This is a genomic window from Burkholderia sp. Bmkn7, assembly GCF_041103175.1.
Classification (GTDB): Bacteria; Pseudomonadota; Gammaproteobacteria; order Burkholderiales; family Burkholderiaceae; genus Burkholderia; species Burkholderia cepacia.
This window is the reverse complement of the sequence record NZ_JBGCUH010000002.1, coordinates 3,204,859-3,224,260: the sequence shown is the minus strand read 5'-3', so window position 1 is coordinate 3,224,260 and position 19,402 is coordinate 3,204,859. Positions and strand designations below refer to the sequence as shown.

General features: G+C 67.4%; 14 protein-coding genes. 10 read left to right on the top strand and 4 right to left on the bottom strand.

Translation table 11 applies throughout. The features are described from left to right. Positions 1–2: 2 nt before the first annotated feature. The 4 genes from AB3K92_RS20325 to AB3K92_RS20310 all read left to right on the top strand — a co-directional run bounded on the left by AB3K92_RS20325 (position 3) and on the right by AB3K92_RS20310 (position 5,669). Positions 3–1,880: an efflux transporter outer membrane subunit gene (locus tag AB3K92_RS20325; protein ID WP_369465704.1), complete on the top strand. Its 1,878-nt coding sequence runs from the start codon at positions 3–5 to the stop codon at positions 1,878–1,880. Next, entirely contained in the window at positions 1,880–3,070 is a 1,191-nt protein-coding gene (locus AB3K92_RS20320) for an efflux RND transporter periplasmic adaptor subunit (protein ID WP_369465703.1), read from the top strand. Before AB3K92_RS20325 ends, AB3K92_RS20320 begins: the two co-directional genes overlap by 1 nt. A 255-nt stretch (positions 3,071–3,325) precedes the next feature. Next, the gene (gene fdhA, locus AB3K92_RS20315) at positions 3,326–4,522 is read left to right on the top strand and encodes a formaldehyde dehydrogenase, glutathione-independent (RefSeq protein WP_027789739.1); all 1,197 of its coding nucleotides are present in this window, start codon (positions 3,326–3,328) and stop codon (positions 4,520–4,522) included. A gap of 232 nt (positions 4,523–4,754) precedes the next feature. After that, positions 4,755–5,669, top strand: coding sequence for a LysR substrate-binding domain-containing protein (locus AB3K92_RS20310; RefSeq protein ID WP_369465702.1), 915 nt, complete (start codon positions 4,755–4,757; stop codon positions 5,667–5,669). On the opposite strand, the gene AB3K92_RS20305 is transcribed toward AB3K92_RS20310, so the two are convergent. The 3 genes from AB3K92_RS20305 to AB3K92_RS20295 all read right to left on the bottom strand — a co-directional run bounded on the left by AB3K92_RS20305 (position 5,658) and on the right by AB3K92_RS20295 (position 9,172). Further along, positions 5,658–6,545 carry a DMT family transporter gene (locus tag AB3K92_RS20305; RefSeq protein WP_369465700.1) on the bottom strand — a complete coding sequence of 296 codons (888 nt, stop codon included), beginning with the start codon at positions 6,543–6,545 and terminating at the stop codon, positions 5,658–5,660. The two genes, AB3K92_RS20310 and AB3K92_RS20305, sit on opposite strands and share 12 nt — an antisense overlap. Before the next feature lie 170 nt (positions 6,546–6,715). Continuing rightward, positions 6,716–7,486 carry a hypothetical protein gene (locus AB3K92_RS20300; protein ID WP_060222313.1) on the bottom strand — a complete coding sequence of 257 codons (771 nt, stop codon included), beginning with the start codon at positions 7,484–7,486 and terminating at the stop codon, positions 6,716–6,718. Positions 7,487–7,750: 264 nt separating this feature from the next. Next, complete coding sequence (locus AB3K92_RS20295; protein WP_369465699.1) at positions 7,751–9,172, bottom strand: PLP-dependent aminotransferase family protein; 1,422 nt, start codon at positions 9,170–9,172, stop codon at positions 7,751–7,753. 270 nt (positions 9,173–9,442) lie between these two features. On the opposite strand from AB3K92_RS20295, the gene AB3K92_RS20290 reads away from it, so the two are divergent. Then, entirely contained in the window at positions 9,443–10,855 is a 1,413-nt protein-coding gene (locus tag AB3K92_RS20290) for a discoidin domain-containing protein (RefSeq protein WP_226203833.1), read from the top strand. 59 nt (positions 10,856–10,914) lie between these two features. Here AB3K92_RS20290 and AB3K92_RS20285 read toward each other — a convergent pair whose 3' ends face one another. After that, positions 10,915–11,940 carry a GlxA family transcriptional regulator gene (locus AB3K92_RS20285; protein WP_059677179.1) on the bottom strand — a complete coding sequence of 342 codons (1,026 nt, stop codon included), beginning with the start codon at positions 11,938–11,940 and terminating at the stop codon, positions 10,915–10,917. A gap of 445 nt (positions 11,941–12,385) precedes the next feature. Here AB3K92_RS20285 and AB3K92_RS20280 point away from each other — a divergent pair, with 445 nt between their 5' ends. The 5 genes from AB3K92_RS20280 (at position 12,386) to AB3K92_RS20260 (ending at position 19,400) form a co-directional block, all read left to right on the top strand. Further along, positions 12,386–13,660, top strand: a complete 1,275-nt coding sequence (locus tag AB3K92_RS20280; RefSeq protein ID WP_048026434.1) for a serine hydroxymethyltransferase — start codon at positions 12,386–12,388, stop codon at positions 13,658–13,660. Positions 13,661–13,691: 31 nt separating this feature from the next. Then, positions 13,692–14,663 (top strand): dipeptidase, encoded by a 972-nt coding sequence (locus tag AB3K92_RS20275; RefSeq protein WP_021160631.1) that lies wholly within the window; start codon positions 13,692–13,694, stop codon positions 14,661–14,663. Positions 14,664–14,805: 142 nt separating this feature from the next. Then, a complete protein-coding gene (locus AB3K92_RS20270) occupies positions 14,806–15,339 on the top strand; it encodes a DUF5943 domain-containing protein (RefSeq protein ID WP_021160632.1) in 534 nt (177 codons plus the stop codon). Between the two features lie 68 nt (positions 15,340–15,407). Then, a complete protein-coding gene (locus tag AB3K92_RS20265; protein WP_369465698.1) occupies positions 15,408–17,471 on the top strand; it encodes an FAD-dependent oxidoreductase in 2,064 nt (687 codons plus the stop codon). Between the two features lie 3 nt (positions 17,472–17,474). Next, positions 17,475–19,400, top strand: coding sequence for a (Fe-S)-binding protein (locus AB3K92_RS20260; RefSeq protein ID WP_059494909.1), 1,926 nt, complete (start codon positions 17,475–17,477; stop codon positions 19,398–19,400). Positions 19,401–19,402 lie beyond the last annotated feature (2 nt).

Genomic DNA, 19,402 nt, shown 5'->3' with positions numbered 1-19,402 from the left:
AGATGCGGCGGGTGAAACAAGCGGCGGGTTGGGCGCACCGCATGAAGGGCGGCGCGGCGATCGGTGCCGCGGCGGTGTCGCTGGCATTGGGCGGATGCGTGCCGACGGGCTTCCTGCCGTCGCTGTCGTTGCACGCGCCGGCCGACGATGCGCTCGCGCAGACGGCCGGCCCCGGCGTGAACGGCGCATGGCCCGCGCCTGACTGGGTGAAGCAGTTGCGGGATCCGCAGCTCGATGCGCTGGTCGCCGAGGCATCGCAGAACAACCCCGACCTGCAGGTTGCGCAGGCGCGGCTGCGGATCGCGCAGGCGCAGCTTCAGCAGTTCGATTCGTTGACGGGGCTGACGGGCACGGCCGGCGCAACGGTCAGCCGCGCGCGGATGCCGAAGCCGGGCGACGACGTCGCCAACGTGTCGGTCGGCGGCTACCGCGTGCCGGTCGAGATCTTCGGCGATCCGAACGTATCGCCGTCGTCGGTGTTCGTCGGGCTCAACTACCAGCTCGACCTGTGGGGCAAGAACCGCGCCGCGACGAAGAGCCTGATGTCGCTGCGTGAAGCGGCGCGGGTCGAGGCCGAGCAGGTGCGGCTCACGCTGGCGGTCGCGATCGTCACCGTGTACTGCCAGCTCGACCAGGCGTATGCGATGCAGGAACTGCTGCAGCAGAAGCTGAAGGTGAGCCAGCGCGTGACGACCGTGCTGCGCGAGCGCACCGCGCGTGGGCTCGACAACGCATACGACGCGAGCGATGCCTCGATCAAGCGCAGCAAGCTGCTCGCGCAGATCGCGCAGAACGACGAGCAGATCAAGCTCGCGCAATTGCAGCTCGGCGTGCTGTCGGGCCGCGGCCCGGAGCGCGGGCTCGCGCTGCAGCGGCCGCGCGTCGGCGCATTTGCCGGCGGCGCGTTGCCCGCGCGGCTGCCGGCCGGTCTCCTCGGCCGCCGGCCCGACATCGTCGCCGCGCGGTTGCGCGTCGAAGCCGCGTTCGCGAATGCCGAATCGACGCGCGCGCAGTTCTATCCGGACGTGAACCTCGTTGCGCTCGGCGGCGTGTTCGCGCTGACGCCCGCGTCGCTGTTCTCGCGCGACGCGCTCGCCGGTTCGGTCGGCCCGGCGATCTCGCTGCCGGTCTTCGATCGCGGCCGGCTGAAGGCGAAGCTCGGTGCGGACGTCGCGCAGGCCGATGTGGCGATCGGGCTGTACAACAAGACCGTCGACGATGCGCTCGGGCAGGTCGCGCAACTCGTCACGTCGCTGCAGACGTCGCAGACACTCGTCGCGCAGCAGCAGGATGCGGTCGCGGCCGCGCAAAAGATCGTGCAGATCGCGACCGACCGCCATCGGCGCGGTGTGCTGATGCAGAAGGACGTGGATGTCGCGGATCTCACGCTGATCGACGAGCGCGCGCAGTTGATCGCGCTGCTCGGCCGGCAGCGCACGCTGCGTGTCGGGCTGGTCGGTGCGTTGGGCGGCGGGTTCGATGCGGGCGCGACGGTCGCGCAGGCGCCGGCCGCGCATCGGGCGCGTAGCGGGGCGGCGAAACGAGGTGCGTCGACCGTCGCACCGGCAGCGCCCGCAGCACGCGCGATGGCGGCTGCGACCGCCACGACCGCATCCGCCGCGAACGCGGGCACATCGATGGCGGGGCCGTCGGCCGATGCGCATGCGCGGAGCGTGGCCGTCCCGCAGGTCGTCGCCGCATCGGATACCGCGGCCGCACGACGCGACGACGCGGCACGCACGCCGGCTGTCGGCGCGACGCCTCGCGGCACCGCCGTTCCCGCGCGCACGGCGGCTGCGACTCCGGCGCCGAGCCAGTCGGTCATGCCGCCGATCCCTCTGTTCCAGCACGATCGTCTGATCGTTACGCAAAGCGACTGATGCACCACGACAACCTACATACCGCCGCGCCGCCGGCCGCACTGAACGATCCTGCACTCGACGCGCGCCGCGCGACGCGTCGCAAGCGCTTCATCGTGTACTTCGCGGTCGTGCTGGTGGCCGCGCTTGCGTGGATCGCATACTGGTTGCTGAGCGATCGTTATTACGAAGACACCGACGATGCGTACGTGGCCGGCAGCATCGTGCAGGTCGCCGCGCAGATCCCGGGATCGGTGACCGACGTCGTGGTCGCCGATACGCAGGCCGTGCGCGCCGGCCAGACGCTCGTGAAGCTCGACGACACCGAGGCGTCCGTCGCGTTCGCGCAGGCGAAGGCGCAGCTCGCACAGGCCGTGCGGCAGGTCGCGAACGCGAAGATCTCGAACACGATGTACGTCGAGGCCGTGAACGCGCGACGCGCCGACCTGTCGCTCGCGCAGCGCGCGTTCGCCGCGCGCTCCGGTGCGTCGGTCGAGATCGTCGCCCCCGAGGAACTCGCACGTGCACGGGCGGCGGTCGCCGGTGCGCAGGCGAATCTCGCGGCCGCGCAGGCGCAGCTCGACGCGGCGCGCGCGCTCGGCACCAGGCTGCCCGTCGACGAAAACCCGGCCGTCGTGCAGGCGGCCGCGCAGTTCAAGCTCGCGTACCGCAACCTGAAGCGCACGACGATCGTCGCGCCCGTCGACGGCACGATCGGGCAGCGTTCGGTGCAGGTCGGCCAGCAGGTCGGGCCCGGCGTGCCGCTGATGTCGATCGTGCAGCTCAACCAGCTGTGGATCGAGGCGAATTTCAAGGAAGGGCAGATTCGCCACATGCGCATCGGGCAGCCGGTCGAGGTCGTGTCGGATCTCTACGGCTCGCGCGTGACCTATCGCGGCCGTGTGCAGGGCTTCTCGGCGGGTACGGGCAGCGCGTTCTCGATGCTGCCGTCGCAGAACGCGGCCGGCAACTGGATCAAGGTCGTGCAGCGCGTGCCGGTCGTCATCGCGCTCGAGCCGCGCGATCTCGCCGCGCATCCGCTGCGCGTCGGGCTGTCGATGCGCGCCACGGTCGACACGCACGACCGCAACGGCCACGCGCTCGACAGCGAGCCGCCGACGCCGGCCGTCAGCACGCGCGTGCACGACGGGGTGGCGAGCGACGCGGAAGCGGCGGCGGCCGCGATCATTCGCGAGAATCAGGGCGGGTAGCGCCTGCCCGGGAGAGGGGCGGCCGATCGCGACGACCGGCCCGCCCCCCGCGCGTCACGCCGCCCGCGAAACCTTTCCATCGGTTCCCGCCCGACTTTCGTATTTCCGCCATCGATGTCGGCGCCGTTCAAACGCGTGTCGCGTTTGAGACATCGGCGCCCCTGCCTCCGGGACTACTCTCGAACAGCACGTTGCGCGTGCGCCGGATGGCGCCGGCGCGCCGCGGCGCCACCAACGAGACATGGAGACAATACGATGAGCAGCAATCGAGGTGTCGTCTATCTTGGACCGGGCCAGGTCGAAGTCCAGAAAATCGATTATCCGAAGATGGTCGATCCGAGCGGCCGCGCGATCGGCCACGGTGTGATCCTGAAAGTGGTCAGCACGAACATCTGCGGTTCCGACCAGCACATGGTGCGCGGCCGCACGACCGCGCCGGTCGGCCTCGTGCTCGGTCACGAAATCACGGGCGAGGTGGTCGAGATCGGCCGCGACGTCGAAACGCTGAAGCTCGGCGATCTCGTATCGGTGCCGTTCAACGTCGCTTGCGGCCGCTGCGCGATGTGCAAGGACACGCATACGGGTGTGTGCCTGAACGTGAACCCGTCGCGTGCCGGCGGCGCCTATGGCTACGTCGACATGGGCGGCTGGATCGGCGGCCAGGCCGAGTACGTGCTCGTGCCGTATGCCGATTTCAACCTGCTGAAATTCCCGGACCGCGACCAGGCGATGGCGAAGATCCGCGACCTGACCTGCCTGTCCGACATTCTGCCGACCGGCTATCACGGCGCGGTGAGCGCGGGCGTGAAGCCGGGCTCGACGGTCTATATCGCGGGCGCGGGCCCGGTCGGGATGGCGGCGGCCGCATCGGCACGCCTGCTCGGCGCGGCCGTGACGATCGTCGGCGACATGAACGCGGAACGCCTCGCGCACGCGAAGGCGATGGGTTTCGAGACGGTCGACCTGTCGAAGGACGCGTCGCTCGGCGAGCAGATCGAGCAGATTCTCGGCGTGCCCGAGATCGACTGCGCGGTCGACTGCGTCGGCTTCGAGGCGCACGGCCACGGCTCGTCGGGCCACGCGGAAGAGGCTCCGGCCACGGTGCTGAACTCGCTGATGGAAATCACGCGGCCGGCCGGTGCGATCGGCATCCCGGGCCTGTACGTGACGGACGATCCGGGCGCGAAGGACAAGGCCGCGCAGCACGGCAGCCTGAGCATCCGTTTCGGCCTCGGCTGGGCGAAGTCGCACTCGTTCTTCACGGGTCAGACGCCGGTGCTAAAGTACAACCGCAACCTGATGCAGGCGATCCTGTTCGACCGTCTGCCGATCGCGAAGATCGTCAACGTCGAAGTGATTTCGCTCGACCAGGCGCCGGAAGGCTACAAGAAGTTCGACGGCGGCGCACCGCGCAAATTCGTCATCGATCCGCACGGGTTGCTGGCGGCGTGACGCGCTAGCGTCCGACGCGCGCAGCGCGTCACGCAAAACGGGCGGCACCGGAAACGGGTCGCCCGTTTTTGCTGAGGAAGCACGGGGAAGGGCAGGTTGCGCGCGGGTAGCGCGTGGGTATCGCGCGGGCCGGAACGCTTGCGCACCGCCGATCCCGGCCGCACGGAATTGCTGCGATAATCGTCGCCCGTTCCCGACCCATCGCCGCCGCCGCCCGGCGCCGCATCCACGAATGGCCAAGTCACTTCCCCTCGCCGCGTTGCACACGTTCGTCGAAGTGGCGCGCTGCGGCAGCATGAAGCAGGCGGCCGACCAGCTCTGCATTTCGCCGGGCGCCGTCAGCCAGCATGTCCGCAATCTCGAGGATCGCCTTGCCGTGCGCCTGTTCGAGCGCACCGGCCGCGAGCTCGAGCTGACCGGCACGGGCCGCGCGCTGTTCGATCAGCTCGCCGGCGGCTTCAACGAGATCGAGGCCGCATGGGCGAACGTGCACGGTGCCCATCGGCGCATCGTCCGCCTCGCCGTGACGACCACCGCCTCCTTCGCGAACACGTGGCTCGTGCAGCGCCTCGGCGCGTTCAATGCCGCATACCCCGAAATCGAAATCACCGTCGAAACACGCGCGCAACTGGTCGACCTGCGTCGCGACTATGTCGACGTCGCGATCCGGCACGGGTTGGGCCATTATCCCGGGCATGCATCGTTCCGCATCTGGACACCCGAGCTGTGGCCCGTCTGCAGCCCGCAACTGCTCGATCCCGCCCGCCCGATCGCCACGCCGGCCGACTGCCTGTCGTATCCGCTGCTGCAGGACGCGGACCGCGCCGACTGGGCGCTGTGGCTGCGCGCGCAGGGAATCGAGGATGCCCGTGCGCCGCGCGGCGCGAGCTTCAGCGAGGATGCGCTGCTGATCAAGGCGGCGGTCGCCGGGCAGGGCATGGCGCTGGTGCGCGACATCTATGCGCGGGACGAAGTCGCGGCCGGCCGGCTGGTGCGCGTGCTCGCGCGGCCCTGGCCGACCGAACTGTCCTATTACGTCGTGTGCAGCGAAGCGCGCCGGCACGAGTGGAAGATCGCCGCATTCCGCGAATGGCTCGCGAGCGAGATCGGCAGTGGCGACGACGGCCCGCGCGATCTATTGGCGTGACCCGCGCACGGCGGCGGTTGCGAACCCCTTGAGCTTACCGGTTGCGAGCGCGGTGCCGAGCAGGATGATCGCGCAGCCGGCGACCGTCTGCACGGTGATCGTCTCGTGCAGGAAGATCGCGCCCCATACGACACCGAAGATCGGGATCAGGAACGTGACCGACGCCGCATATTGCGCGCCCGCGTTGCGGATCAGCCCGAAATACAGCAGATAGGCGACGGCCGTGCAGATCGCGCCGAGCAGCACCACCGCGATCCATGCGGACATGTGAACGGGGCCGTGCGGCCACATCGGCAGCGCGAGCGGCACGAGTGCGACCGTCGCGAACAACTGGCTGCCGAACGCCGACACGAACGGCCTGACATTCGCCAGCTTGCGCTTCGAGTAATGCGCGGCGAACCCGTACGACAGCGTCGCGAGCATCGCGGCGGCGATCGCGCGCGGTGCGCCGGGCGTGCCGGCGCCGACCGCGGAACCGGCGAGCACGACGACACCGGCAAAGCCCAGCGCGAGGCCGATCGCCTGGGGTCTCGTCAGCGGTGTACGCAGCCATGCGAATGCGACGATCGCGGTCCACAACGGCGTCGTCGCATTCAGGATCGAATCGGTGCCGGCCGTCACGAACAGCGCCGCGTAGGTCAGCAGGCAGAACGGCAGCGCCGAGTTCGCGATGCCGACGACGAACAGCGGCACGACGTGCGAGCGGAATTCCTGTCGCGCTTGCGCGTTGCGCAGCACCGGCGACAACAGCACGGCCGCGATCGCGACGCGCAGCGCGATCAGCGGAACCACGCCGAATTCCGGCGCACCCATGCGCATGAACAGGAAGGACGCGCCCCAGATGGCAGCAAGGGTCACGAGCTGTAGTGCATTCATCGACGGCTCCGTTCGGTGGATCGGGTGAGCGGCCGGAACGCGATACGCGCCGGCGCGGGCGAATGACCCATTGAACGTCACGCATGCGTCGCGGCGCAAACGAGGTTTTGCGAGGGGCGGTTTAGAAAAATGAATCGACGCAAGCGTGCGCACGGATTGCGTGTACGCGCTCAGTGGCCGCGATAGAGCTGGGCGAGTTGCGTATTGCTGGCGGTGGTGGTGCGTCGCGCACGCGCGGTGTGTGCGGTGTGCGCGCTCACTCGGTGGAAAACGCGGGCGCGATGCGCGGCATTGCGACCGGCTTTCAGGTCGGCCACCCGAACCGTGGCGGCGGCATGCGGCCGATCGGGTGCACGGTTGGCCGGCGCGGCCCGCGCGACCGTGGTTCGTCCGGCGGCTTCGCCGACGTCCGGGCTGCGCTGTCGCGCGGCCGCCACCTGGGTTCCATCAGTCGAATGAAACGGATAGGCGGGCGCCGGCAGGACCGGCAGCACGGGATCGTTCGACACGTACGCACCCGCATCGCTCGTCGCCGCGCCCGATATCTTCGAGCCGCGACAGACCGGATCGGCATTGCACGACCGGTCGACCATCACGTAGCCGCCGACCAGCAGCACGAGCGTCAGGATGCTCAGGATCGGCGCGCTCGATGCGCGCGGCCGCCGGAACGCCGCGTTGCGAAGCGTCCGCGTGACGCGCGACGACCACGTATCGAAGCGCTGCACCGCGTGCGGGGTGCGCGCGTCGTCCGGCGTGCGGCGAACCGGATCGAACGGCCAGTCCCACTGGCCGCAAACGGGGCAGTGCTCGAGCGCGCGGAAGGCCACGAAGCCGCATTCCCTGCAGCGGCAGCGGGCAGTGCGCCGCGCGTCGGCTCGCGCGTTCAGGATCGCGCGCCAGTCGTCGCGTGCGCGGAACGTCCGGTTGGGCAGGACTCGCATCGCCGGAAGCGGGCAGGTGCCGTCAACGAGGCGAACGTTCGCCGGTCGACATGACGCTTTCCTGCAAGGCAACCGATCGGCCCGAGCCGGAATCCGGCGGCGCGTGCATCGCCGACGGTCGTGCACATGCGGTGCTCATGGGATTCTCCGTGACGTCGGGTGGGCGGAGCACGTTCTTCCGCGGTTACCTTCCGCTTCATTCTTGGCTGCCTGCGCGTGAAACGCAATGCGCAAAAAGGAGCATCGCGACGTGCACGTTTCGTGCTATCCGTCCTGCCGCTGCCGGGCCGCGAGCGTCCCGATGGTCTCCATCGCGTGCTCGACGGCCGGTGTCCACGGCCGGCCGTAATTGAGCCGAAGAAAGCGGCGGAATCCGCCGGTTGCGGAAAAGATCGGCCCCGGCGCGATGCTGACGCCGTTTTCCATCGCATCGTCGAACAGGTGCATCGCATCGACGCGCGGCGGCAGTTCGATCCACAGGAAATACCCGCCGCGCGGCGCGAACACTTCGGTGCCGTCCGGAAAATACGTCCGCACGGCCGCCAGCATCTGCGCCTGGTGCGCGGCGAGATTGCGGCGCAGCTTGCGCAGGAAGCGGTCGTACGCGCCGTCGCGCAGGTAGTTCGAAAGCGCCATCTGCGCGGGCACGTCGGCCGCCGGCGCGCTCACGCCTCTTGCCTGACGGATCTGCCGCACGTAACGTCCGGCCGCGACCCAGCCGATCCGGAACCCGGGCGCGAGGCATTTCGAGAACGAACCGCAATGCAGGACGAGCCCGCTGTCGTCATACAGTTTGGCCGGGCGCGTGGGTGCCGTTCCGAAATGCAGCTCGCCATAGACGTCATCCTCGATCAGCGGTACGCCGCGCGCCGTGAGCAGGTCGATCAGCTCGCGCTTGCGCTCGTCGGTCAGCGTCGCGCCGGTCGGGTTGTGGAACGACGTCATGAACCAGCATGCCCGCACCGGATGCGTGTCGAGCGCCGTTTCGAGCGCATCGAGATCGAGGCCGGTGCGCGGGTCGACCGGAATCTCGACGGCCTTCAGGTGCAGGCGCTGCACGGCGTCGAGGGCCGCGTGGAATGCCGGACGCTCGATCGCGACGATATCGCCCGGGCGGGTCAGTGCCTGCAGGCTGAGCGTCAGCGCTTCGAGCGCGCCGGTCGTGATGACGATCTCGTCCATCGGCAACGCCGCGCCTGCGTTCAGGTAGCGCAGCGCGATCTGGCGGCGCAGCGTGTCGTAGCCGGGCGGCAAGCCGGACAGCAGCGCCGTGCGATCCATGTTGCGGGCCGCCGACGCCATCGCGCGCCACAGGCTGCTCATCGGGAACAGGGAATAACTGGCGAAGGCCGAGCCGAGCGGAACGATCTCGTCGCGTTTGAGCGAGTCGAGCAGGCGGAACAGCACATCGTCGCCGCCGGTCGTCTCGGCGGCCGGCTTGCGCGGCGGATCGCGGGCGAACCGCACGTGCTTGTCTTCGAGGTTCGCAACGAAATAACCGGATCGCGCCCGCGCGACGATCAGGCCCTCGCCTTCGAGCGCGTAATACGCGCGAAACACGGTGGACGGGCTCACGCCATACACGCGGCAGGCCATGCGCACGGTGGGGATGCGCGCACCGGGCGGCAGGTCGCCGCGGTGGATTGCGTCGGCGATCGTTCGTGCGAGCACAGCGTATCGCTTCATGCCAGCCCTCCGCCCGATCGGGGCCTTGCCGAAAAAAGAGTAGCACGGCACCCGTCGCGTGCAAGCGCGCCCCCAATTGCTGATCCGCATGTTTTTGCCGGGCTCTGATTCTTTTCTTTCGTCTGACAAGCCGGCATGCTCTCGAGCAATCCGCGTTCCCGATGTCCGACCGACCGGAATCGACGCTGCCCGACGGCGGACTCCTGGCCCGCGCACATCCTGCGCGGGACCTTTTCTGCGGCGTCACAACCTTGCCCGGAAACATTCAGCGTGAAATTGAAGACTCTCGTCGCCGGCCTCGTGGCCGGCATCGCCCTCAACCTGTCGAGCGGCATCGCAACGGCCGCCTGCATCAGCAATCCCGCCGCCCAGCCGAACGCGACGTTCCCCGCGACACTCACCGGCAAGCTCGTCTACCACAGCTACGTGAAGTACGGCGACGGCACGAGCCAGCTGTTCCTCTACGACTTCTCGGCCCATACGCTGACGCAACTGAGCAAGAGCACGTGGGGTATCACCGATCCGATGAACGGCGTGTTCAGCCCCGACGGCAAGTGGCTCGCGTTCATGGGCATCAGCAACGGCGCATGGAACGTGTTCATGCTGCAGCTCGGCGCCGGCACGCCGCCCGTCAACCTGACGAACAGCACGGGTGCCACGCGCAACGAGGATCCGAAGTTCAGCGCCGACGGCAAGACGCTCGTGTTCAAGCAGAACGGCGACGTCAAGCAGGCGACGCTGTCGTACACGAGCGCGGGCCCGGTGTTCACGTCGGTCGTGAGCCTGACGAACGCGCCGGCCGGCGCCGAGTATTCGATGCCGTATCTCGCGCCCGATTCGAGCGCCGTGTACTACGCGACGGGCACCGGCGCGAACATGGGGCTGATGAAGCGCACGCTCGCGACCGGCGCGACCGCGACGTTCGACAATCCGGCCGGGCTGCAGACGTACTACCCGATCGTGCGTGCGGACGGCATGGTGTTCTACGCGCGCTGGAAAGACAGCGGCCAGGCCGACCAGATCTATACGAAGACCGCCGACCCGGCATCGACGCCGAACGCGTTGCCGATCAACGACTGCGTGAGCAACAACTCGGATCCGGCTCCGGTGAACGGCACGAACTACGTGTTCTTCTCGTCGACGACGGCGGGCGGTTATCAGCTCTACGTCGGTGACGTGACGACCGGCCAGCGCTGGAGCCTGTCGCAATTCGGCGTGAATGCCGACACGACGAAGGCCAAGCTCGGGGCGAGCTATTACGGCGGCCCGGCCGGCGCGCAGCCGGTGCTGCTGTCGCAGGGGCATCCGGCCGCCGCGTCGGCGAGCTACAACGCGTCGCTCACGCCGGACAAGGCGTTCGACGGCAACACCACGGGCACGCGCTGGGATTCGCCGGAAGGCGCCGGTGCCGGTTCGCAATGGATCTCCGTGGATCTCGGCGCGGTGAAGCGCATCGATCACGTCGATCTGTACTGGGATGCGGGCGCGCTCGTTTATCAGATCCAGACGTCGAACGACAACGTCAACTGGACGACGATCTATTCGACGAGCAACGGCGGTTCATATACCCACGTCACGCTGCCGAATCTCAACGGCAGCGGTCGTTACGTGCGGATGCTCGGCACGAAACGCGCGACGCAGTGGGGTTACTCGCTGTACGAAATGCAGGTGTGGGGATCGTAAGCGCAAGAAAAAAACGGCCTTTTCAGGCCGTTTTTTTTATGCGTCAATCGCAGCGACGCTCACGCATGCAGCACGTGCGCCGGAAAGGCGGGGCTGGCGCTCGCCGCACCTTGCGCGAGCGGCGCGACCTGCTTGCGGCGTTCGCGGGTCGGCGCGACGCCGAACGCGTCGCGATAGCTCTTGCTGAAATGGCACGCCGACTGGAACCCGCACGCCATCGTGATGTGCATGATCGACATGTCGGTCTGCAGCAGCAGTTCGCGCGCGCGGCGCAGCCGCAGCGTCAGGTAGTAGTGCGTCGGCGTCATGCCGAGGTGTTCGCGGAACAGGCGCTGCAGTTGCCGCTGCGACATGTTCGCGAGCCGCGCGAGCTCCTCGCGCGACAGCGGCTCCTCGATGTTGTTCTCCATCAGCGAGATCACTTCGAACAGCGACTTGTTCGCCGAGCCGAGGCGCGCGACGAGCGGCATGCGTTGCTGCGCGCTCGTGTCGCGCACGTGTTCGACGATGAACTGCTCGGCGATCTGCGTGACGCGCGCGGTGCCCACGCGCGCGGCGATCAGGTTCAGCATCATGTCGAGCGGCGCGACGCCGCCCGTGCACGTGATGCGGTCGCGGTCGATCACGAACAGTTCCTTCAGGAAGCGCGTATCCGGAAACTCCTCCTTCAGCGCCGACATGTTCTCCCAGTGGATCGCGCACGCGTAGCCCGCGAGCAGCCCCGACTTCGCGAGCGCATACGTGCCCGTGCACAGGCTGCCGAGCGGGATGCCCGCGCGTGCGAAGCGGCGCAGCGTCGACAGATGGGTGGGCGTGGTCGCGCGTTGCACGTCGACGCCGCCGCACACGAACACGATGTCGGGCTGCCCCACGCATTCGGCCGGGCCCGTATCGACCGTCAGGCCGTTGCTCGCTGTGACCGGGCCGCCTTCCGGGCTGATGACCGACCAGCGGTAGAGCGGCTGGCCGCTCAGGTAGTTCGCCATCCGAAGCACCTCGATCGCATTGGTGAACGCGATCATCGTGAAATTCGGTAACGGCATGAACGCGAAGTGGGACAGCGACGCTGTGCGGTCGGGGGACATGGGGAGCTTCCTGAAATCTCTAATAGCTATAGGCCCGGGGCACGGATCGGGCTGCGGTATTGTGTGAGCCAGCGCAACAAGCGTGCCATACGGCTAAACCCTAGCTCCATACGTTGTATGGCTGAAAGCCGCATGCTGCACTGCACCGTATTCGTGACGGAGTGCACCCCGACCGGGCGGCAATCGCACCGACGGCGTGCCTGTTCATAGGTGAACCGTCGACGGCGATTTGCTTGGTCATCCGAAAAAGCACGACCGGTCACTTGTATAAAACGGACGCGGATGGCGGAAAAGGCAAAGAACGCGTCTAAATTCATCAATCCGCCGAAAATCCGAACGACAAGAATAGAGCCGTCGGCAGCCTTGTACGGGACGAGCGGGAAACCCAGGCAGGGCGGGCCTTGAGCTTCGGTTTCAGCCCCTTATTCTTCGTCACGGACGCACTATGTCGAACACCCAGCCTTTCTTCTCGCAGTCCCTTGCCGAGCGCGACGCGCCGGTGCGCAGCGCCATCCTGAAGGAACTCGAGCGTCAGCAGTCGCAGGTCGAGCTGATCGCGTCGGAAAACATCGTGTCGCGAGCCGTGCTCGAGGCGCAGGGCTCGGTGCTGACCAACAAGTACGCGGAAGGCTATCCCGGCAAGCGCTACTACGGTGGCTGCGAGTTCGCGGACGAAGTCGAGGCGCTGGCGATCGAGCGCGTCAAGCAGATCTTCAATGCCGGTTATGCGAACGTGCAGCCGCACTCGGGCGCGCAGGCGAACGGTTCGGTCATGCTCGCGCTGGCGAAGCCGGGCGACACGGTGCTCGGCATGTCGCTGGATGCCGGCGGCCACCTGACGCACGGCGCGAAGCCGGCGCTGTCGGGCAAGTGGTTCAACGCGGTCCAGTACGGCGTGAACCGCGACACGATGCTGATCGACTACGACCAGGTCGAAGCGCTCGCACACGAACACAAGCCGAACCTGATCATCGCCGGCTTCTCGGCATACCCGCGCGCGCTCGACTTCGCGCGCTTCCGCGCGATCGCCGACAGCGTCGGCGCGAAGCTGATGGTCGACATGGCGCACATCGCCGGCGTGATCGCCGCGGGCCGCCACGCGAACCCGGTCGAGCATGCGCACGTCGTCACGTCGACCACCCACAAGACGCTGCGCGGCCCGCGCGGCGGCTTCGTGCTGACCAACGACGAGGACATCGCGAAGAAGATCAACTCGGCCGTGTTCCCCGGCCTGCAGGGCGGCCCGCTGATGCACGTGATCGCCGGCAAGGCGGTGGCGTTCGGCGAAGTGCTGCACGCGGACTTCAAGACCTACATCGACAACGTGCTCGCGAACGCACAGGCGCTCGGCGAAGTGCTGAAGGCGGGCGGCGTCGATCTCGTGACCGGCGGCACCGACAACCACCTGCTGCTGGTCGACCTGCGCCCGAAGGGCCTGAAGGGTGCACCGGTCGAACAGGCGCTGGAGCGCGCGGGCATCACCTGCAACAAGAACGGCATTCCGTTCGACACCGAGAAGCCGACCGTCACGTCGGGCATCCGCCTCGGCACGCCGGCCGGCACCACGCGCGGCTTCGGCGTCGCGGAGTTCCGCGAGGTGGGCCGCCTGATCCTGGAAGTGTTCGACGCGCTGCGCGCGAACCCGGAAGGCGACCACGCCACCGAACAGCGCGTGCGCCGCGAGATCTTCGCGTTGTGCGAACGCTTCCCGATCTATTGATCCGACCGACCCGACAATACTGGAGCTACTCATGAGCACGCTGCATCAAGACAGCATCATCATCGACGGTCTGAACATCTCGAAGTTCGAGAAGCCCGTGTTCGAAGACATGCGCCGCGGCGGCATCACGGCCGCGAACTGCACGGTGTCGGTCTGGGAGAACTTCACGAAGACCGTCGACAACATCGGCGTGATGAAGAAGAAGATCCGCGACAACAGCGAGCTGCTGACGCTGGTGCGTACGACGGAAGACATCTTCCGCGCGAAGAAGGAAGACAAGACCGGCGTGATCCTCGGCTTCCAGAACGCGCATGCGTTCGAGGACAACATCGGCTACATCGAGGCGTTCGCCGACATGGGCGTGCGCGTCGTGCAGCTTTGCTACAACACGCAGAACCTGGTCGGCACCGGCTGCTACGAACGCGACGGCGGTCTGTCGGACTTCGGCCGCGAAGTGATCACCGAGATGAACCGCGTCGGCATCATGGTCGACCTGTCGCATGTGGGCGGCAACACGTCGTCGGAAGCGATCGCGTTCTCGAAGAAGCCGGTGTGCTATTCGCACTGCCTGCCGTCGGGCCTGAAGGAGCATCCGCGCAACAAGAGCGACGAACAGCTGAAGGAGATCGCCGACGCGGGCGGCTTCGTCGGCGTGACGATGTTCGCGCCGTTCCTGAAGCGCGGGATCGAAGCGAACATCGACGACTACATCGAGGCGATCGACTACGTCGTGAACCTGATCGGCGAGGACGCGGTCGGCATCGGCACGGATTTCACGCAGGACTACGCGAAGGAATTCTTCGACATGCTCACGCATGACAAGGGTCGTTATCGCCAGCTGACGAACTTCGGCAAGGTGATCAACCCCGACGGCATCCGCACGATCGGCGAATTCCCGAACCTGACTGCCGCGATGGAACGCCACGGCTGGAAGGAGTCGCGCATCCGCAAGATCATGGGCGAAAACTGGGTGCGCGTGTTCAAGGACGTGTGGGGCGCGTAAGCGCCGCGAACGCCGGACCGCCTCACCCGCAGCGATTCAACAACAAAAATCGGGACGTGCCCGCGCAAGCCGCGCGGGCACGCGGACGATGTCGCGCCCGCGCATTGAGCCGCGCGACCCATTTCCTCACGGAGTCACCACGATGCAACCGCAACTGCCGATCAACGTCGATCCCGATACCGGCGTCTGGACCACCGACGCGCTGCCGATGCTGTACGTGCCGCGCCACTTCTTCACGAACAACCACGTCGCGGTCGAGGAAGCGCTCGGCGTCGAAGCGTATGCCGAGATCCTCTACAAGGCCGGCTACAAGTCCGCTTACCACTGGTGCGACAAGGAAGCGAAGCTGCACGGCCTGACCGGCATGGCCGTGTTCGAGCACTACCTGAAGCGCCTGTCGCAGCGCGGCTGGGGCCTGTTCTCGATCATCGAGGCCGATCCGGCCAGCGCGCGCGCGAAGATCGAGCTGCGCCACTCGTCGTTCGTGCTCCAGCAGCCGGGCAAGGAAGGCAAGCTCTGCTACATGTTCGCGGGCTGGTTCGCGGGCGCGATGGACTGGGTCAACGACACGACGCCGGAAGGCAAGGGCGCGCCGCGCGCGTTCTCGAAGGAAGTGCAGTGCGCGGCCGAGCATCACGACCACTGCATCTTCGAAGTGTCGCCGATCGCGCACTGACGCATTGATTCACTGAAGCAGAACAACACCCGCAACACGAGACATTCGAACGCCAGAGGTCGCCAGCGATGCGTTATTCCCACCTGTTCAAACCCATGCAGCTGAACCAGCTGACGCTGCGCAACCGGATCGTCAGCACCGCGCATGCGGAGGTGTATGCCGAGCCGGGCGGCCTGCCGGGCGACCGCTATATCCGCTACTACGAAGAGAAGGCGAAGGGTGGCGTCGGCCTCGCGATCTGCGGCGGGTCGAGCCCGGTGTCGATCGACAGCCCGCAGGGCTGGTGGAAATCAGTGAACCTGTCGACCGACAAGATCATCGATCCGCTCACGCGTCTCGCCGACACGATGCACAAGCACGGCGCGAAGATCATGATCCAGGCGACGCACATGGGCCGCCGCTCGTCGTTCCACGGCGAGCACTGGCCGCACCTGATGTCGCCGTCGGGCGTGCGCGAACCCGTGCACCGCGGTAACGCGAAGATCATCGAGATCGAGGAAATCCGCCGCATCATCGGCGATTTCGCGGCGGCCGCGAAGCGCGTGAAGGCGGCCGGCATGGACGGCATCGAAATCTCGGCCGCCCACCAGCACCTGATCGACCAGTTCTGGAGCAAGCGTTCGAACCACCGCACCGACGAATGGGGCGGCAGCCTGGAAAACCGCCTGCGCTTCGGTATCGAAGTGCTGACGGCCGTGCGCGAGGCGGTCGGCAAGGATTTCTGCGTCGGCCTGCGCATGTGCGGCGACGAATTCCACGAGGACGGCCTCGATCACGAAGCGCTGAAGGAAATTGCGCAGGCGATGTCGGAGACGGGCCTGATCGATTACCTGAGCGTGGTCGGCTCGGGCGGCGACACGCACAACACGATCGCGAACTGCATGCCGCCGATGGCACTGCCGCCGGAGCCGTTCGTGCACCTCGCGGCCGGCATCAAGTCGGTCGTGAAGATTCCGGTGATGCATGCGCAGAGCATCCGCGACGCGGGCCAGGCCGAGCGCCTGCTCGCGACCGGCATGATCGACCTGGTCGGCATGACGCGCGCGCAGATCGCCGATCCGCACATGGTGATCAAGATCCGCGACGGCCGCGAAGACGAAATCAAGCAGTGCGTCGGCGCGAACTACTGCATCGACCGCCAGTACAACGGCCTCGACGTGCTGTGTATTCAAAACGCCGCGACGTCGCGCGAAGCGACGATGCCGCACATCATCGAGAAGTCGCGCGGCCCGAAACGCAAGGTCGTGGTGGTCGGCGCGGGCCCGGCGGGCCTCGAGGCGGCGCGTGTCGCGAAGCTGCGCGGCCACGACGTGGTGCTGTTCGAGAAGAACGCCGAAGTGGGCGGCCAGGTGATGATCGCGGCGAAGGCGCCGCAGCGCGAACAGATGTCGGGGATCATCCGCTGGTTCGACATGGAAACGAAGCGCCTCGGCGTCGATCGCCGCCTCGGCGTGGCCGCCGACGAGAAGATGATCATGGCCGAGAAGCCGGACATCGTCGTGCTCGCCACCGGCGGGTCGAGCTTCACGTGGCAGGTGCCGGGCTGGGGCGTGGCCGAGGGCCTCGCCGTCAGCTCGTGGGACATCCTGACCGGCAAGGTCGAGCCGAAGCAGAACGTGCTGCTGTTCGACGGCGTGAGCACGCATGCCGGCGCGGGCGTGGCCGACTTCATGGCGAGCCGCGGCTCGAAGGTCGAGGTCGTCACGCCGGACGTGAAGGTCGCCGACGATTGCGGCGGCACGACGTTCCCGATCTTCTATCGCCGGCTGTATGCGTTCGGCGTGATCCCGACGCCGAACACGATGCTCGATCGCGTCTATGAAGAGGACGGCAAGCTGATCGCCGTGCTGCGCAACGAGTACACGGAAGAACTCGAAGAACGCGCCGTCGACCAGGTGGTGATCGAGAACGGTTCGTCGCCGAACGACGAGCTGTACTGGAAGCTCAAGCCGGAATCGGTGAACCGCGGCCAGATCGATCCGCACACGCTGTTCGCGGCCGAGCCGCAGCCGTGCCTGTCGGAAGAACTCGGCAACGGCCGTTTCCTGCTGTTCCGTGTCGGCGACTGCATCTCGATGCACAACGTCCACGGTGCGATCTACGACTCGCTGCGTCTCGTGAAGGATTTCTAAACGATGAACCCGTCCTTCCTCATTACCGCCCTGTTGTGGCTGTCGGTGGCGGGGCTCGCGTTCGCGGTCGCGAAGCGCTCGTCATACTGGCGGCTCGGCCGCGCCACGGCGCCCGGCGCGTTCGGCGTCGCGAACCTGTTCGCGATCCCGAAGCGTTATTTCGTCGACCTGCACCACGTGGTCGCCCGCGATCCGTACATCGCGAAGACCCACGTCGCGACGGCCGGCGGCGCGATCGGCGCGCTCGCGCTGGTGTTCATCAACTACGGCCTCGCGATCTACTCGCCGTGGCTCGACAAGCTGATCTTCCTCGCGGCGCTCGCGATGCTGGTCGGTGCGGTGTTCGTGTGGCGCCGGCGCGCGGCGAAGGACGTGCCCGCACGGTTGTCGAAAGGCCCGTGGAATACGCTGCCCTGGCTGCTCGGCTCGTTCGCGCTCGGCCTCGTGCTGTTCATGCTGGTGCCGACCGGCGCGATGTCGGGCGCGTTCGCGGTGCTCTGCGCGGTGCTGATCGGCGTCGGCGCATTCACGATGACGGTCGGCGCCGCGAAGGGCGGCCCGATGAAGCATGCGATCGCCGGCCTGCTGCACCTTGCCTTCCACCCGCGCCAGGAACGCTTCGCGGCCACCCGTGAATCGTTCACCGGCAACGGCACGGCCACGCCGCCGACCGCGCTGAAACTGCCGGACATCGAGCATCAGGAGTACGGCGTCGAGAAGCCGGTCGAATTCCGCTGGAACCAGCTGCTGAGCTTCGACGCGTGCGTGCAGTGCGGCAAGTGCGAAGCCGCGTGCCCCGCGTTCGCGTCGGGCCAGCCGCTGAACCCGAAGAAGCTGATCCAGGATCTCGTCGTCGGGATGGCGGGCGGCACTGATGCGGCATACGCGGGCAGTCCTTCGCCGGGCCTCGCGGTCGGCCAGCATCGCGGCGAGCCGAACGGCCCGATCGTGTCCGGCCTGATCGAGGAGCAGACGCTGTGGTCGTGCACGACCTGCCGCGCCTGCGTGCAGGAATGCCCGATGCTGATCGAGCACGTCGACGCGATCGTCGACATGCGCCGCAACCGCACGCTGGTGCACGGCACGGTGCCGGGCAAGGGCCAGGAAGTGCTCGCGAACCTGCGCGAGACGGGCACGATGGGCGGCTACGACACGGCCGCGCGCTACGACTGGTCGGTCGACCTGAGCGCGCCCGTCGCGCAGCCCGGCAAGCCGGTCGACGTGCTGTTCGTCGCGGGTGAGGGTGCGTTCGACATGCGCTACCAGCGCACGCTGCGCGCGTTCGTCAAGGTGCTGAACAAGGCGGGCGTCGACTACGCGGTGCTCGGCTCGACCGAGACCGACACGGGCGACGTCGCACGCCGGCTCGGCGACGAAGCGACGTTCCAGCAGATGGCGAAGCGCCTGATCGGCACGCTCGGCACGCTGTCGTACAAGCAGATCGTGACGGCCGACCCGCACGTGATGCACAGCCTGCGCAACGAATACCGCGCGCTCGGGCTGCGCGTGACGGTCAAGCATCACACGACGTTTCTCGCCGAACTGGCCGACAGCGGCAAGATCGCGCCGAAGGCCGTCGAGGCGCTGCAGGAGAAGCGCACGACCTATCACGACCCGTGCTACCTCGGCCGCTACAACGGCGAGACGGAAGCGCCGCGCAAGCTGCTGAAGACGATCGGCATCCAGGTCGTCGAGATGGAGCGCAACGGCATGCGCGGCCGCTGCTGCGGCGGTGGCGGCGGTGCGCCGCTGACCGACATCCCCGGCAAGCAGCGCATTCCCGACATCCGCATCGCCGACGCGCGCACGATCGGCGCGGACGTGGTCGCGGTTGCCTGCCCGAACTGCACGGCGATGCTCGAAGGCGTCGTGGGCCCGCGCCCCGACGTGCTCGACGTGGCCGAACTCGTCGCCGCCTCGCTGGAGTGAAT